Raw genomic sequence first — 16,691 nt, forward strand, 5'->3', positions numbered from 1 at the left:
TCTTTCCACATTCCTTGTGTCCGCCAACATGAATTCACACTGAGTTCCGTTTTCCGTCTCTCCAAGGATCCCGTACTGCTTGCAGTAATTCTCTTTTCCCCGGGTGCAGAACGTACATTCACCGCAGTAAGTCCCTGGTTGAATGATGACCTCATCCCCCTCTTCCCACTGTTCTGCTCCCCTTCCAACCTGAGTGACTACCCCGCTTCCATCGCTTCCAAGGATGATGGGCAGGGGAGTGCGTGGAAGGCCCTTTCTCACCCAGAGATCGAGATGGTTGATGGAGGCTGCCTTTATTTCAACGAGGATCTTGCCGTCAGGACAGACCGGTTCAGGGATCTCTTCCCAACGGAGAACTTCTGGTCCGCCGTACTCGTGGATCCGGACCGCCCTCATTTACCGGTTGAGAAGGGAGTCCGCCCGCTACTGGTCGATATCTTTGTATTCGGCATCCCGGATGTCTTCCTCTCGAATTGTCAGTGAGTCCGACGCTTTTTTGTCCTTGTTGTCGGATTCTCGCCTGGTGAGTCGGGGCAATATGGAGCGAAGGAGCCTGAAAGTGACGTAACCGAGAAGAAGGAAAAGGAAATACTTCATTCCCCAAAGTCCACGGTGGGATTGAAGAATTTGGTTCCGCTTACAGGTTGACGAATGTACCGGATAACTTCTTCCAAATCATCCTCGTTCTTCACGAAATCTATGTTGTTGGTGTTGATGATGAACAGGGGACTGTCCTGGTACCGGAAGAAGAATTCATTGTATACCTGATTAAGAGCATCGATGTACTCTCTCGATACGTTTCTTTCAAAATCCCGGGACCGGTCGATGATTCTCTCAATAAGACGATCCGTATCCGCCTGAAGGTAAATCACTAGATCAGGACTCATGACGGTTCTTTCCAGAAGATTTGCCACCGTGTCATACAGTGACATTTCTTTTTCGTTCAGGTTAAGAGAGGCGAAGAGTCGATCCTTTACAAACATATAGTCCGAGATTATCATTTTGTGGAACATGTCGATCTGGCGCAGTTCCTGTTGCTGGCGGTACCTGCTCAACAAGAAAAATACCTGCGTCTGAAAGGCGTAACGTTCGGGATCACGATAGAAGTCAGAAAGGAATGGATTCTCCTCGAATTTCTCCGCGATAAGCTTCGCACTCAGTCGTTCGGAGAGAAGTTCTGCAAGACTCGTTTTGCCGACGCCAATCACACCTTCAACTGCGATGTAATAAAGATTCTTCACATCCGGTCCGGCCTCGCGTACGGTTCCACTCTTGAGGAGTCAGGACACTTTTGAAACGTCATTCTCACCGTCTCCCCAGAATCGGGACAAACAAAATCAGGAGCAATATCATTGAGGGGAGTGAGCACAAACCTTCGCTCGGAGTACTGTCTGTGGGGAACCCGAAGATTCATACTCTCAATTACGAGGTCCCCGTAAAAAATGATATCGATATCAACGATTCTCGGCTCGTTCTTCCTGGAAGCCGGCCTGCGGCCCATATAACGCTCAAGCTTCTGACATTCCACCAGGAGTCTATGAGGCATAAGGTCCGTAGCTATCCTGACGGCACAATTGAGAAAATCGGGTTGAAGTCTGTTGTATAAGGGCTCCGTTTCATACAACTGAGAAACCGTGAGGACAGAGATACGGGGATGAGCCTCCAGTTCCGAAAGGGCCACCTCCAAATTATGGTGTCTATTGTCAGTATTGGACCCGATACTCAAAAAGACGTTTGATCTTTCAGGAGCTGTGACGGTCTCTTTCAATCTCGACCTCCACACTGCCCATCACACCTTTTACGGGTGCGTGACGCTTCCGTACGTTCACCTGCACACTGTCCACCTGGTACTTTTCGAGGATAGAATTGGCAATGTGGCCGGCCAGCGTTTCGAGAAGAAAAAACCTCTTGTCCGTCAAGCAATCATGGACGGTTTGATAGACTTCGGAATAGTCGATTGTTCTTTTGAGACTGTCAGAGGTCGCCGCGTCGGCCAGACTGGCACGCAGTTCCAAGTCGACTTCGAACGTCCCACCTCTATCCTGCTCAGATTCGTCTACTCCATGATATCCATAGAATAACATGTTGTTAAGTCTGATTTTGCCCATTTCAGTTTCGCCTTTTATCAATCGAATTTAGGCGTCAGACAGAGGAGAGTCAAGGTCAGTAAGAACCAAGCTCCAAGAGCCAAGGTCCAAAAGCCAAGAACCAAGATCAAAGTCTAAGTTTCAAGGATCAAGTTTCAAGTAACAAGTATCAAGTTTCAAGTAACCAGGTTAGACGTTGAAGGTTAGACGTTGGACGTTCGACGTTCGACGTTAGAGGTTAGACGTTAGAGGTTAGACGAATCAGATATCACACCTCACTCTCCAGTTCTCCTCCTCCACAGGAGACCCTGCGGGTCAAAGGAGTTCCTACGGAACAATTCTCCATTCATCCATTATCAATAGTCAATAATCAATAGTCAATTGTCAATAATCAATTATCAATTCTCTCCAAGAATTGAAAAAAGCCCCATCCCAGATTCTCGGGACAGGGCCTGATTGTGTGCCTGGTAACGAGGGGAGAATTAGTACATGTCACCCCCTGGTGGCATGGGTGGTACTTTAGGTTCCTCCTCAGGTATCTCAGCCACCAGAGCTTCAGTCGTAAGCAGCAATCCGGCGATTGAGGCAGCATTTTCAACCGCCACCCGAGCCACCTTCGTCGGATCGACGATTCCTGCCTCGAGCAACTTTCCGTACTTCTCATTCTGGGCGTCAAAACCGTAGTCACCCTTCCCCTTCATCACTTCTTGAACGACAATGGAAGATTCGTGACCCGCATTCGCCGCAATCCACCGGAGCGGTTCCTCGAGAGCCCGGCGGACGATCTCGACTCCCACCTGCTGCTCGCCAGGAACTTTTATCTTATCCAGTTTATTCAGAGTCCGAAGCAAAGCTACACCACCACCGGGAATAATCCCTTCTTCCACGGCCGCTCTTGTGGCATGCAGGGCATCCTCGACACGGGCCTTCTTCTCCTTCATCTCCACTTCCGTGGCCGCGCCCACATTCAGTACTGCCACCCCACCGGATAGCTTAGCGAGACGCTCCTGCAGCTTCTCCTTGTCATAGTCCGACGTGGTTTTTTCAATCTGTACCTTGATTTCGTTGATGCGGGCCTTAATCATGTCTTTGTCACCGGCACCGGAGATGATGGTAGCGTTATCCTTATCGATCACGATGCGTTTCGCAGATCCGAGGTACGCGAGAGTCGCGTTCTCGAGCTTGTAGCCCTGTTCCTCGGAAATGACCGTGCCACCCGTAAGAACCGCTATGTCCTGCAGCATCGCCTTTCTTCGATCCCCGAATCCGGGCGCTTTCACTGCGGCAACTTTCAAAGTGCCTCTCAATTTATTGACAACGAGAGTGGCCAGGGCCTCCCCCTCGATATCTTCTGCGATTGCCAGAAGACTCTTGCCTGCCTGGGCGGATTTTTCGAGGATCGGTAGGAGGTCTTTCATGGTACTGATTTTCTTATCATGGATAAGAATGTGAACATCCTCCAGGACCACCTCCATCGACTCGGAATCGGTTACAAAGTAAGGCGACACGTACCCGCGGTCGAATTGCATCCCTTCAACCACCTCAACTGTTGTTTCCATCGCCTTTGCTTCTTCCACAGTGATAACTCCGTCCTTACCAACTTTTTCCATTGCGTCGGCAATATGTTTGCCAATCTCAGGATCATTGTTCGCGGAAATGGACGCCACCTGGGTTATCTCCTGCTTTCCGGGAAGATCCAGACTTTGCTCCTTGAGTCCTTCCACCACAACTTTTACCGCCGCATCGATACCACGCTTGATGTCCATGGGATTGGCCCCCGCTGCGACATTCCTCATTCCTTCGGTAACAATGGCCTGGGCAATGACGGTCGCGGTCGTGGTACCGTCACCCGCCACATCCGACGTTTTCGACGCCACCTCACGAAGCATCTGAGCTCCCATATTCTCAAGAGGGTCTTCAAGCTCGATCTCTTTCGCAACCGTTACCCCATCCTTCGTTGAGGTCGGGGCACCGAATTTCTTTTCCAGAACCACATTTCGACCCTTGGGCCCAAGTGTAACTCTTACCGCCTTCGCCAGCTTGTCAACGCCTCTTTTCAATGCCCTTCTCGCATCTGAACCGAATTCAATTTGTTTCGCCATTAGTCAATCTCCTTTTTCTCTTATCCGTTCCAAGGATTCATCTGCTATGATCCTTCGGACATTTCATTCATAAGATAGCGAGAACGTCACTCTCTCGCATGATACTGTATTCTGTGTTGTCAATAGTGACCTCAGTCCCGGAATACTTGCCGTAAAGAATCTTGGCACCTTTCTTGAGCGTCATCTCAATCAACGTACCTGCATCACTGTATTTTCCTGGACCCACGGCAACCACGGTTCCCTGTTGAGGCTTTTCCTGCGCGGTGTCCGGAAGAATAATACCACCTGCGGAGATTTCCTCGGGTTCGGCGGGCTGAACAACTACTCTGTCTGATAAGGGCTTAATCTTCAGTGCCATTGTAAACTCCTATACTTTGTGAGTGAACTCAATAACTATCCCTTGTTTCAGGTGGCGAATTTATAATCTCTCAAGAGCCATATCAACACTTTTTGGCACTCTGACTCAAAGAGTGCTAACCTCCCTCATATTGTGGGACCAATCGGAGAATTATTCATCGGAAAAACGGGGCAAATGCATATGTATATGTTTTACCTGTAGATAACATCTGTTCCATCTTTGTTGATGAATAATTCAGGCTAACAAATGAATTCTTACTCCCCGGTACTGCCGAATCCACCTTCTCCCCGGCTGGTGGAACTGAGTTCGTCTACAATCTCAAATTCCACGGGGGAGCCTGTCATGGAAACAAGCTGGAAAAGACGCTGACCAGGTTTCAGGGTGTACGATATGTTCTTGATATTGTCACAATATGCGATGAGCTCTCCCCGGTACCCGCTGTCGACTATACCCACGGAGTTCGACATTCTCAGCGGTGTTTTCGAGATACTCGACCGGGGCACCAAAAGATACGGTTCTCCTTTCTCCGATTCGCAGGCAATGTGGAAGCGGACCGGCTTTGTTTCGCCGGGAAGGAACGTTGTTTGTTCAACAACGAAAAGGTCGAGACCGGCATCCCCCGGATGGAAATGACCATGTTTTCGGTACATCTCTTCCACGCGACGCGAAAAGGCTTTCATCTTCAGATGCATAACTATCCCCTTTCCAAAGCCAGATTCACCCTATTCTCCCACCACCTTTCTCCATATCAGGAAGACAACGGTGCCCGACGCCACGAACAGAAATCCCAAGAAAGGCAAAAAGCTTCTCTGGGAAAGATAAAACTGAATAACGCCAACAGAAATAAACAGGCAGCTTATGATGTACGCAATGGGAATCCATGGGTAGGCCGGGGTCTGAAACCGGTCCCTCTTGTGTTTCGTATCAATCTCTTCCATTTTGCGTGCCCTGAATACCGTGGAAATGGTCAGTGCGGAAAATAGCACCATGACAACAGTGGTCGAATCTACAAGTTTTTCGAGGTCCAGTAGATGAATAAGTACAATGCTCCACACTCCCTGGAGGACCAGAGCTACGACAGGAGTGCCGAGGGTCGGTTGAACGTGTGCCACTTTTTTGAAAAAGACACCATGTTCTCCCATAGACTGCACAACCCGGGCGCCCACTTGCACGGCAACCGACAGCGAACTGAAAACACTCACGAATATGAGCGCAGTGAGGAATAGTTCCCAGCCCCGGGTCGAAACCGACCTCAATGCCGACAAGGGTACCATGGGATCACCGCGCATGGCATCGATTCCCATCGCAGAGAGAAATGCACCGTTAACAAAAAGATAGAGCACCAGAGTTGTGACGGTTCCAGCAATGAATGCTATGGGCAGGGCTCTACCGGGGTTTTTCACTTCTCCCGCCACGTAACCCACGGCATTCCAGCCACTGTACGCAAAAAAGATGGGAACGAGAGCCCTAGCAAATCCTCCCATGGGCGATGCCGGTTCGAAAGGAGATCCCGCTCCCGGTTTCACTTCACCGGTGGCGGTGAAAAGAACATAGCCCAGAAGCAGAATGCCTACCGCCTTCAGTAGAGTCAATACCGACTGAAAACGCGCTCCCACGGTTACTCTGAGACTGTGGAGAAGGGTGTAGAAAACGATGATGAATGACGCAAGAGATTCTGCAGACGTATCTGCCGATTTCAGGAAGGGGATAATTTCAAGGGCGTACCTTGCGGAAAACACGGCAAGAATGCCAATGGAACCGCTCTGAAAAATCGCAAGACTCATCCATCCATAAAGGAAAGCTGGATATCGTCCGTAAACACGGCGAAGATAGAGAAAATCGCCCCCTGTGTGAGGAAACTTCGTTGCCAGCTCCGCCGTGGTGGCAGTCCCCCACAATGCCATGAGTCCTCCAAAGACCCAGGCGAGCATGAATGAGACGCCTCCGGAGACGGGGGAGGCGGCATACCCGGCGAGGAGAAAAACACCCGAGCCGATCATGCTCCCGGTCACAATAGACGCGGCATCGAAAGCATTTATGATGCGCCTGGGAGATTCGGTGTGCAATAGAATGGACCTGCCTGACCCCCGATCCCCGCGAACCGGTGGTTGAAATCTACTTAGCGTTTTGTTGGTAGATGGTTCGGATGGGAAAGGGGATATTGATCCCTTCCTCCTTGAACCGTGTATGAAGGCGTTTTATGAATTCATGAACGACGGCGTGTCGACCCGCATAGTCAGTGGCCCTCAGCGAGACGCGAAAATCGATACTTGACTCCCCGAAACTGGTGAACCTCATGCCCGGTTCCGATCCAGGAACGCCACCGGGGACGTTCTCCATCACTTCCTTCGCAACATCGAGGGTGACACGTTCCGCGTGTTCTAGATCGCTGTCATAACTGATACCGCAGATTACCCTCACGGCCATTTCTTTAGCTGGTACGTCGAAGTTGGTTATGAGGGCCGTGGACACGCGTGAGTTTGGAATAATGATAAGATTGTCCTCCCGGTCTCGAATGTTGGTGTCCCTCCAGGAAATATTTTCTACGGTCCCCCTCTCCCCACTCTCAAGGGCCACTATGTCTCCGGGCTTCAATTTTCCGGAAAGGAGTATGTGCAGGCCCGCGAAGAAATCCGAAAGGGTATCCTTCAGGGCGAGGGAAATGGCGAGGCCCCCAATGCCCAGTGCCGTTAACAGCGGTGTAATGGACACTCCCAAAGTCTGGAATAGAATCAAGAAGCCGATTGCAATAACAATGATCCGGGCCAGATTGGCAAACATGCTGGTGGATGGCAGGGCACCACCCGTACTTTCCGAGTAGAGCTGCAACAACCCCACCGCAATCCTCGACACGGCGAGAGTAACTGACAGGATTATCAGGGTAGCCACAACGGTCTGGAGTGTGCGGACAAGTTGAGGGGATAGAGGAGAATTCTCCATCGCGAGATAGAATCCACCCAAAAGTAGCCAGAGCAGTACGGATGACTGCACGGCTTTCAGGATAATATCGTCGCCTCTCCACCTCGTCCGCTGCGCCAGGGTTATTAAACGACGGTGGACGTATGTTCGAAAAAGCCAGCCCAAGATCAGGCTGCCTAAAATAATCCCCGACGGGATCAGATATTTGGTGACACCTTCTAACTGAGACAGCACTCCACCTCCAAAATTATGCCTGATTTACGGAGCCACGAATAGGCAAACAATTACTTCGCAAGTCCGTCAGGCTTCGTAGTCCAGTACCCACATCTGCCTGTCCAGGCTCCGGTACTGAATGGCTTCGGCCAGGTGCGATGGCTCGATTTCCGGTTTGCTTTCCAGATCAGCAATCGTTCTGCCCATCTTCAGGATTCGATCGTAGGCGCGAGCAGAAAGACCGAGCTTTTCCATAGCCGATTTCAGCAGTTTCTTCCCTGGGCTGTCGATTCGACAGAATCGGCGAATCTCCTTACTCTCCATGTGAGCATTGCAGTATTTTCCATCGATAGCTTTGAACCTGTCCAATTGAATCTCCCGTGCTCGTTCCACTCGTTCTCGAATTGCTTCAGATTTTTCACCGGCGGGCTTCTCGGACAGCTCTGAAAAGGAAACGGTAGGTACCTCGACGTGAAGATCGATCCTGTCGAACAACGGACCCGAGATGCGCCCCATGTACTTCTGAATCATCTGGGGTGTGCAGGAGCACTCGTTGTTGGGATCTGTGGCATAACCGCAGGGACATGGGTTCATCGCAGCCACAAGCTGGAAATTTGACGGATAGCTCACCGACACAGCCGCCCTGGAAATGGTCACCTCCCTGTTTTCCATGGGCTGACGCATGACTTCCAGAACATTTCTCTTGAACTCCGCAAGTTCATCGAGAAAGAGGATTCCGTGATGAGCCAGGCTTACTTCACCGGGCTTTGGTATGGTTCCCCCACCAATAAGTCCCGCATCACTGATGGTGTGGTGGGGTGACCGGAAGGGGCGCGTCGCAATCAATCCCGTATCTTTCGAAAGAACTCCCGCCACCGAATGGATCTTCGTCGTTTCCAGCGCCTCATCGAGCGTGAGATGAGGAAGGATGGTCGGCAGCCGCTTGGACAGCATGGTCTTTCCCGAACCCGGAGGTCCGATCAAAATGGCATTGTGGCCTCCTGCCGCCGATACCTCGAGAGCCCGCTTCACTTGCTCCTGTCCCCTCACATCCTCAAAATCGACATCGTATCGCAGGCTTGCCCTGAATAGTTCCTTCAGATCGATCTGAGTGTGAACAATAGAAGAAGTTCCATTTAACACCTCAACCACTTGTTTAAGTGATTTCGCACCGGCTACTTTAATCCCGTCGGCTACGGCAGCTTCCTTGGCATTCTCCTCCGGTACAATCAGGCCACTCACACCCTTCTGTGCGGCAGAAATGGCGATAGGGAGGGCACCCCGCACTGGTCGCAACAGTCCGTCGAGGGAAAGTTCCCCCAGAAGCCACAGGTTTTCCAGATAGGTCCCCTCCACCTCTCCAAGAGCGGCCAGTATACCAATGGCGATGGGAAGATCGAATGCGCTCCCTTCCTTCCGGATGTCGGCAGGGGCCAGATTAACGATGGTTTTCTTACTTGGAAATCGAAACCCTGAATTCTTAATGGCCGTTACGACCCGTTCCTTGCTTTCCTTCACCGCGCCTTCCGGCAGACCCACGGTGGTGAATTTCGGTATGGGAGAAGCGGTTAAATTCGCCTCGATCTCCACCCTGTAGGCGTCTATTCCGAGGATCGCACTTGAGAGGACCTTTGCGTGCATCAAAATTACACCTTACCGGGACACGATATGAGTCCCTTTACCGCCAGAAATGGAAGCACTATGTAGATCAAAGTGTCCCTGGTCAGATAAAACAGAAAAAAGGCACCCAGCACCCGCCACCCTTTCCTGCGAAGTAGCAGCCTGAATCCGCCTTCGCGAAAAATTGACCGCCAATCTTCAATGAACTTGGGTATAAGAAATCTCACCTGAGTAACTAGCCACGCCTGCCCTCCTTCCCGAAGGGTCGGGAGCGGGCAAGGCGGCTGATAAATGGACTAGAATCAAACTCAGTCAGGTTTGCTTTCAGTCTTCTCAAAAAGACTTTCGTATTGTTCAAAAAGGGTCTGTCCCTTGGCCTGTGACCGGGCGTATGCGTACCTCAATGCCTCGTGGAACGGCTGTTCCTTGAACTCATCCTGACTGTAGAAATCGTCAATCCATTCTATGAACTTCGAGATCTCCTTCTCCTGAAGAAGATCAAGAACGTTATAGGCTAATTCCGCCCTGTTTTCATAATACCACTTCGTCAGATCACCCCTTCCCGTCTCCTTTATGAGAGACGTGTGGGTGTCGTACATCTGTGTCAGGTAAGAAAAAAGATATAGTTCCTTTTCGGTGGGCTCAAGTGTTTTCCAATAGAGGACAATGGGCGAATAGTCTTTTTGACCGTGAAGAAAAGTCACGAAGGATAGAACGGACAACACCGACACAAAGAATGATTTCACACGTTTTCTCCTGCCACTATTTCGGATTCTCGGCAATTCCGTTATCGATCATTTCTATCAGTCGATCGATAACGTTGGATTCATCCACCTTTCCAAGTTTCTTCCCGTTCTGATAGATGAGGCCTCCCCCTGTGCCAAAGGCAATACCAATATCCGCGTGCGCGGCTTCACCCGGACCATTCACCGCACATCCCATGAGAGCCAGCGACAAGGGCGTTTTCACATCCTTCAATTTGTCTTCCATTTCTGCAGCAATCCTGAAAAGGTCTACCTCCAGACGCCCGCAGGTGGGGCACGCAATGATGGTGACACCACGACTGGCAAGACCGAGAGATTTGAGAACTTCAAAACCGACCCTGACCTCCTCCACGGGATCATCGGTCAAACTAACCCGAATGGTGTCTCCGATGCCGTCTGCCAGAAGCGTTCCAAGTCCCACCGAAGACTTGATGGTACCGCTACGGGACGGTCCCGCTTCCGTGACACCCAGGTGCAGAGGATAATCGTACATGATGGAAAAGAGACGGTAAGACTCAACCATGAGCCTGACGTCAGAAGATTTCAAAGAAACAACAATATCCTCAAAGTCGAATTCCTTACAGATCCGAATGTGTCGTTCTGCACTTTCCACCATGGCACGGGGGGTCGGATATCCGTACTTTTCCAGGAGATCTTTCTCCAGGCTGCCAGCATTCACACCAATCCGGATAGGAAGTCCCACACTTTTCACCTTGTCCAGGACAGCTTCTACACGGTCCCGTTTCCCAATATTTCCGGGATTGATCCTGATCTTGTCCGCCCCTGCATCCGCCGCCGCCAGCGCCATGCGGTAGTTGAAATGAATGTCAGCAACCAGCGGTACGTTCATCCGCTTTCTGATCTCGGGAAGAGCTTTGGCGGCTCTTTCGTCGGGAACGGTTACGCGAATAATCTGGCATCCTGCCTCCTCCAACCGATCAATCTCCTTAAGCGTTGCCGTGACATCGTGCGTCTTCGAAGTGGTCATGGATTGAACCGAAATGGGGGCACCTCCCCCGATGGGAACGTCTCCCACTTTCACCTGACGCGTCTCTCTGCGCTGAATCTGTTTTGTGAAGTCCATTAGATTAGGTTGGAAAAAGTTATCACCGACACCACGAAAAACCAATTGAAATGAGGTTGCCGTCACCATAGAGGATCGTCACACGATTTCACCGGCCGGACGGAGGCAACTGAAAAGGAGTTTCAAGATACGTACGTGCGTGCTTCATGGCCGATGTGTAGTTACCAAGAGCCAGTGCGGAGCGGTAGTCCTCGACAGCCCTCTTCCGCTCCCCTTTCAGGTCGTGAATGTTCCCCCTCAGGACATATCCAAATCCGAGGGGCGTATCCAGTTCTGTCTGGAATTCCTCAATGGACGCCGTCACCCACGCCATGGAACTGTCATATCTTTCCCGGTAGAATTCAAGTAGCGCTCTCTGGTATTTAAGGGTCGGCAGCCATCCCCTCTTTCCCACGTCGGGTAAATCTTCTGCCAACCGAAATGTGAAATTCAGATTCCTCCCCGCCTCCTCGAGTTTTCCCACCCGCATCAGAGACTCTGAATAGAGATGCTGATTGTAAATGCTTTGCGGTGACACGACCCTCATTTTCTCCGCAAGGGGAAGAGCCGACTCGTAATCATCATCCACCCACAGGTGAATAAAAATCAGGGTGAGATTGGCCTCGATCCAGGAGTATTTGCCCTTGGCTGCGGCGGTACGAATCTGTTCGAAACCCTCCTCTTTGCCACTATTGACGCCCATCAGTCCCGCCAGGAAACGGACAATGGGAGAACTGATTCCAGCGTAGTAATTCAACATTCCTATGGGAAAATAGGCATCCCACAGTTCCGGATTCTCACGGTGAACTGAAGCCACGCCACGGTAGCCTTTGATTCCCTGGATTATCACCGAGAACCACTCCTTTCTTCCCAAATGGACACGGGTTCTCAAACCCCTGGCTGAAAACAGGTACAATCGATAATGGGGATCCCCCGGAGAGCGGCGAAGGAGATTCTCATAAACCGGGATAACTTCATCGAGCGATCGCATAAGCACTTCCTGACTCTCCTCAATACCATCGTACATCTGGGCTTTCAGCCATAAGGAAACTGCCCAGGTAAGGTGAACAGTCGGGTGGGCGGGGAATTCTTTCCGCCCCGTGGTGAGGACCGTGACAGCCCGGTCGAATTCATAGTTATAGAATGCATCAATTCCCTCCCACACGAGTTCGTCTCCTACCCATTTGGAGTCCCCTTCAGCGATCCCGGTACCGGGGGTAAGCAGACCGGAAAGAATCAGGATGGTTCCCAGGATAAGCGTGTTGCTTCTAAGCTGTATCACACGCAGGATTTCAATAAATCAGAGGTGAGGCAGTAAATTCTGATAGAACGGGATCAGGACCCCGGGCCGCGGTTGGCCAGTATAAGCCACCCCCGGGCACTGTTGTCCTCGGGCTGGAGATTAAGGCTCTTCTGCCAGGCAGCAACGGCCATCTCCCTTTCTCCCATATACCAATACGTGACACCGAGGCCGGTATAGTTTTCCGCATCTGACGGATCAATATCGATGGCATCCTGGTAGGCGCCCAGTGCATTCCTGAAGAGACCGCTTCCACGATAGTATTCGCCAGCAGTCTTGAGAGCCCCCTCAATCCATTCTTCGGATCTTGGGTTCACCGCCAGCGCGTTGGCGAAAGAACGTCGGCTCAAATCTGAGAAACCATTTCTGTTGTACTCAAGACTCAAAACGTAATATACCTGGGGCAGAAGGTTGCGGACCTCTTGATGACCCGGAGCGTAGCGCAAAAGATCCTCCCAGGCCGAGGAAGCCTTGCCCCATTCGAAAGCCCTGAAATAACTGAGGCCCTGTTTGAACCTGAGATCTGTATCCCTGGGATTGGAGGTTAGAGCGCTCTCGTAAGTGACCGCCGCGTAAAGATAGTTTCCCTGATCGAAGTAGAGGTCGGCAAGGGCCATAGCCGGCGAAGAATCGATTCTGTTCAGAGTCATGCTCAACCTGTAAGACTTCTTGGCATTCTCCAGATCTCCCGTCGCCTCATGAGCTTGACCCTGTAAGAAAGGAAACACAGAATTCGAAGGGAATCGCTGTCTCGCCTCCTCCACCAGTGAAATGGCATCCTGGAATGACCCGGAACTCAATTGCTCTCTTACCTCCTTCATAAGGTGGGCAGGTCCTTCAGGTTCAAGATGGGAAGCCTTTTGAATCAACTCCCTTGCCATGTCACCGCCGTCTGCGTCATCGGCCAAATAGGACAGAGCATCGAGGGTCGCCCTGTGATCAGGACTTATCTCCAATGCCTCTTCGTAAGCGAATCTGGCATTCTGGGATTGGCCCATTCTTGAAAACAGCGATCCCAGATAGAAGTGGTAATCCGAGTTCGTTGGATCGGTAGCAATGAGCCGCAGATAAATATCCTTCGCCTTGGCGTAGAACCCTTTCCGCTCGTATGCCAGGGCCAATTCCCTCTGCGTATGTCCGTCGCCGGGTTCGTCCGTGGCCCTCTTTTCCGCTCTTTCCAGCCTTTCTCCCTCTTCTTTCACGCGCCGGCCCCGGTCCAGAGGTTTCAACGTTTGTTGTGCCTTTCCCATTCTTTCCACAAGATTATCAAGCTCATGGGTTAGCCTGTAGATATTGTCAGAAACTTCGTAGATACTTTTGGGTTGAACAGGCACGGATCCGCCCTGACGGGCTCCACGCTCACTCTTGGCGGGCCGCTCGGCTGATGCCACAGACTTTTCTGGCCGGGCCGCGGCTCTTTTTTTGACAATGGGACCGAGTTTCGCTATGTACGACTTCGTAGTTTTGTTGGGATGAAGCTTTTCTGACCTCTGAAAATCTTGCAAGGCGCCTTCGTAATTCTTGGCTTTTAATTTCTTCTTGGCTCTATTAAAGTACGCTCTTGCGCGAGAAACTGTTTTGGAGGATGATGATTCCTGGCTGGCACTTTTCTTTTTTGATGACTCCTGTGACCGGGATTTTCTTGATTTCTGAGCACTGGAAGGACTTTCCCGGGTTGATTTCGTCGTACGCTGATTCGAGGAAGATTGTGAAAATGAAGAAGAAACATCGATCGAAGAATTAGTCTCCGGAAGCACCGTCCCGTAGATGCCAACAATGAGTAGATGGACCAGAAAACGCAGTGGCCGATTCATGTTCTGCTGTCCCATTTGCCCAAATATACAATGTGCCCGGCAAAATTAAAGGAATATTTTTCGAATTCACCTCCAATGGTCCAGGAGAAGAAAGAATGATCAATGTTCGTGGCTTTGTCGGCTTGGCACTGCTCACGTTACTCAATTCTCAGCCCACGACACAGGCCTCCCAGATCCACGGTGTCGCCGTTGAGGAGAAGGCAAACGGGACCGTTATTCGGATTGGGATAACGGGTGCTGTCAGCTCTTCCCAGGTCACTGCCTGGATATCTCAATCTGGCTGGCTTTACGTAACCCTTCTGGAAACAGCGATTGATACGAATCACCGGTGGCCTGTTCTGAGAACGGGAACAGTCTCACGGTTTGAAGCTCACTCGTTCCCGGACGCCGTGCAACTGGATTTCAAACTTTCACGCGCCATGGAGTCCCCCGACATTGGCGTCTCCCCTTCCGGTGATGAGGTCATGATTACCCTCCGTTCCCCTGTCGCTGAGGTTCTGGGGACTCTCGACAGGCTTAGCTCGAGGAAAGGCGATGAGGTAGAAATCGATGAATCGAAAACAGAATCCAGGACGGCACAATTCACTCAACGCCTCCCCCATGCATTGATTCTGGCAGGCAGTGGATTGGTGTTGGCTGGATTAATCGATTCAAACAGCGCAGAGTTCATCGGAGGCTCCGCTATCATCGTCGCTGGATACATTTCTATCAAGAAAGCCACACCAGGGGGAGACCAGGGTTATACGGACCCGTGAAATCGACACTTCCATACTTTGCCGTATTTTACGCCATAGGCATCATCATTTTCGGCCTCTTCATCCGGTTCTGGCTGAGCAAGAAGAGACTCAGAGACGAAGAGAAGAAGCGTGGCAGAGGCACTAACAAGAAAGGGAAGCGGGCAAATCATTCAAGAAAAACATAAGCGGTTTTTCATTGACTGATGAGATGAAACGACCCGTTCTGTGTCTCGTTCTTTCAACGTCTCTTTCATGGGCAGTTGACGACCTCGATCGCCTGAAATCGGACTACATGATCGGGGAACTTTCTCTTGACGACCTGATGATCCAACAGGTTGCGCGACTCGTCAAGACCCCATATCCGGAGATGAAATATCTTTCCCCGGAACCCATTAAATGTGGAACACACGTACTTAGATTCCTTGGAGAAAACCATTCTCTTCTTTCTCCTTCGGCCGTTACAACACTTACCTCTATGGGGGTCGATTTTGACCGGTCCGTACCCGGCCTTTTTCGACCGTCAGGTCTCGACAGGCATTTTGACATGGGAATTTTCCGATTTCACTTCACCATGGAGGGTGAGAATGGAGTGGACCCTGCAGATGCCGATGCCGATGGCATCCCCGACTATGTTCACACCATGGCGTCGACTTTTGACGAAGTGGCTGAACTGGAATTGGATCTCTACGGATATACGAGGCCTCCGAGCGACAATTGGTATGATGACAATGGAGGAAACAGTCTTTACGATATCTACCTAAAGAGGCTGGGAGAAAACGTATACGGGTACACGCAGTGGGAATTCCCCGCAAGTAATCAATCGGGGGACAATGAATACTCAACCGTGAAAGAAAAGAATGCCTCCACGAGTTACCTCGTTGTGCGTAACAACTATGATGGATTTCCTTACCTGGAGCTTGAATCGATTCGCGTGACAGCCGCCCACGAGTTCTTCCACGCCATCCAGTTAGGATATGACGGATGGGAGTCGACGTGGATGCTTGAAGCTACGGCGACCTGGATGGAAGATGAAGTTTACGACGATATCAATGACAGTTTTCAGTATTTGGAGGAGTGGTTTGGAAATCCTGAGTTGGCCCTGAACTACGACAGCGCAACACACTGGTACGGCAGCTGGATCTTCTTCAGATACCTGTCTGAACATATGGGAGGTCACGCAACCATTCGAAAGATATTCGAAAAAAGTATCGACAATGATAGCCAGCGTGGCGATCACAGCATATCGACCATCGATGCGGTCTTGAGGGACCTGGGAGAAAGTTTCAACAAGGCCTTCACGTCAATGGTCATTGCGAATGAAGTTCTTTCCTCGGATCCCGGCGTTGGTGAGTACTCATATGAAGAGGCGGACGATTACAGACTTTTTGGCATCCGTCCTGAATATAGAGACTCGATCCTTCTCACTGAATCTGAACACCAATTCAGCCACAACTCGGGCATTCTGATGCACAATGCTAGCCACTATATCAAAGTGACCGCCTCCGAAGGTCCCCTGGAGGTAAAGTTTTCACCCGGTAAAGATGAACCGCGGTATCAAGTGATGGGAATCGTCAAAAGGGGTCTGGGCTCCATTCTCGTCTACGATATCGGTATGAGCTTCATCGTGGATGTCCCACCCAATGTGGAAGATCTGGTTATCGCTGTAGTGACGGATACAAGTGACAACCTCGGTTATTATTATTCCCTGAACCTG

At 50.8% G+C, this 16,691-nt stretch carries 19 protein-coding genes; 3 read left to right on the plus strand and 16 right to left on the minus strand.

What is annotated here, in order from left to right:
* The 16 genes from V3U24_00380 to V3U24_00455 all read right to left on the minus strand — a co-directional run.
* The coding region (locus tag V3U24_00380) for an alcohol dehydrogenase catalytic domain-containing protein (protein ID MEE9165908.1) at positions 1-396 on the minus strand (396 nt) is incomplete at its 3' end.
* 27 nt (positions 397-423) lie between these two features.
* Positions 424-597, minus strand: a complete 174-nt coding sequence (locus V3U24_00385; GenBank protein MEE9165909.1) for a hypothetical protein — start codon at positions 595-597, stop codon at positions 424-426.
* Positions 594-1,241 carry a deoxynucleoside kinase gene (locus V3U24_00390; GenBank protein MEE9165910.1) on the minus strand — a complete coding sequence of 216 codons (648 nt, stop codon included), beginning with the start codon at positions 1,239-1,241 and terminating at the stop codon, positions 594-596. Before V3U24_00390 ends, V3U24_00385 begins: the two co-directional genes overlap by 4 nt.
* Positions 1,238-1,768: a 2-amino-4-hydroxy-6-hydroxymethyldihydropteridine diphosphokinase gene (gene folK, locus V3U24_00395; protein ID MEE9165911.1), complete on the minus strand. Its 531-nt coding sequence runs from the start codon at positions 1,766-1,768 to the stop codon at positions 1,238-1,240. Before folK ends, V3U24_00390 begins: the two co-directional genes overlap by 4 nt.
* Positions 1,743-2,108: a dihydroneopterin aldolase gene (gene folB, locus V3U24_00400; protein ID MEE9165912.1), complete on the minus strand. Its 366-nt coding sequence runs from the start codon at positions 2,106-2,108 to the stop codon at positions 1,743-1,745. The genes folK and folB overlap by 26 nt, the downstream gene beginning before the upstream one ends.
* A 461-nt stretch (positions 2,109-2,569) precedes the next feature.
* Complete coding sequence (gene groL / locus V3U24_00405) at positions 2,570-4,189, minus strand: chaperonin GroEL (protein MEE9165913.1); 1,620 nt, start codon at positions 4,187-4,189, stop codon at positions 2,570-2,572.
* A gap of 67 nt (positions 4,190-4,256) precedes the next feature.
* A complete protein-coding gene (locus V3U24_00410; GenBank protein ID MEE9165914.1) occupies positions 4,257-4,547 on the minus strand; it encodes a co-chaperone GroES in 291 nt (96 codons plus the stop codon).
* A 254-nt stretch (positions 4,548-4,801) separates the two neighbouring features.
* A complete protein-coding gene (locus tag V3U24_00415) occupies positions 4,802-5,239 on the minus strand; it encodes a dUTP diphosphatase (protein ID MEE9165915.1) in 438 nt (145 codons plus the stop codon).
* Positions 5,240-5,269: 30 nt separating this feature from the next.
* On the minus strand, positions 5,270-6,613 hold the full coding sequence (locus V3U24_00420) for an amino acid permease (protein ID MEE9165916.1): 1,344 nt from the start codon (positions 6,611-6,613) through the stop codon (positions 5,270-5,272).
* Between the two features lie 49 nt (positions 6,614-6,662).
* Positions 6,663-7,700, minus strand: a complete 1,038-nt coding sequence (locus V3U24_00425; protein ID MEE9165917.1) for a mechanosensitive ion channel family protein — start codon at positions 7,698-7,700, stop codon at positions 6,663-6,665.
* A 66-nt stretch (positions 7,701-7,766) separates the two neighbouring features.
* Entirely contained in the window at positions 7,767-9,320 is a 1,554-nt protein-coding gene (locus V3U24_00430; GenBank protein ID MEE9165918.1) for a YifB family Mg chelatase-like AAA ATPase, read from the minus strand.
* 5 nt (positions 9,321-9,325) lie between these two features.
* A complete protein-coding gene (locus V3U24_00435; GenBank protein MEE9165919.1) occupies positions 9,326-9,526 on the minus strand; it encodes a hypothetical protein in 201 nt (66 codons plus the stop codon).
* A gap of 81 nt (positions 9,527-9,607) precedes the next feature.
* Complete coding sequence (locus tag V3U24_00440; GenBank protein ID MEE9165920.1) at positions 9,608-10,045, minus strand: hypothetical protein; 438 nt, start codon at positions 10,043-10,045, stop codon at positions 9,608-9,610.
* A 16-nt stretch (positions 10,046-10,061) separates the two neighbouring features.
* Positions 10,062-11,147: a flavodoxin-dependent (E)-4-hydroxy-3-methylbut-2-enyl-diphosphate synthase gene (gene ispG, locus V3U24_00445; protein MEE9165921.1), complete on the minus strand. Its 1,086-nt coding sequence runs from the start codon at positions 11,145-11,147 to the stop codon at positions 10,062-10,064.
* 88 nt (positions 11,148-11,235) lie between these two features.
* Positions 11,236-12,408 carry a hypothetical protein gene (locus V3U24_00450; protein MEE9165922.1) on the minus strand — a complete coding sequence of 391 codons (1,173 nt, stop codon included), beginning with the start codon at positions 12,406-12,408 and terminating at the stop codon, positions 11,236-11,238.
* 53 nt (positions 12,409-12,461) lie between these two features.
* The gene (locus V3U24_00455) at positions 12,462-14,240 is read right to left on the minus strand and encodes a tetratricopeptide repeat protein (GenBank protein MEE9165923.1); all 1,779 of its coding nucleotides are present in this window, start codon (positions 14,238-14,240) and stop codon (positions 12,462-12,464) included.
* Between the two features lie 95 nt (positions 14,241-14,335).
* Between V3U24_00455 and V3U24_00460 the strand changes: the two genes are divergently transcribed.
* The 3 genes from V3U24_00460 to V3U24_00470 all read left to right on the plus strand — a co-directional run.
* Positions 14,336-14,995, plus strand: coding sequence for a hypothetical protein (locus V3U24_00460; GenBank protein ID MEE9165924.1), 660 nt, complete (start codon positions 14,336-14,338; stop codon positions 14,993-14,995).
* Positions 14,992-15,162 carry a hypothetical protein gene (locus V3U24_00465; GenBank protein MEE9165925.1) on the plus strand — a complete coding sequence of 57 codons (171 nt, stop codon included), beginning with the start codon at positions 14,992-14,994 and terminating at the stop codon, positions 15,160-15,162. The genes V3U24_00460 and V3U24_00465 overlap by 4 nt, the downstream gene beginning before the upstream one ends.
* A gap of 23 nt (positions 15,163-15,185) precedes the next feature.
* The coding region (locus tag V3U24_00470) for an MXAN_6640 family putative metalloprotease (GenBank protein ID MEE9165926.1) at positions 15,186-16,691 on the plus strand (1,506 nt) is incomplete at its 3' end.

Source organism: Candidatus Neomarinimicrobiota bacterium, from assembly GCA_036476315.1.
Lineage (GTDB): Bacteria > Fidelibacterota > Marinisomatia > Marinisomatales > S15-B10 > JAZGBI01.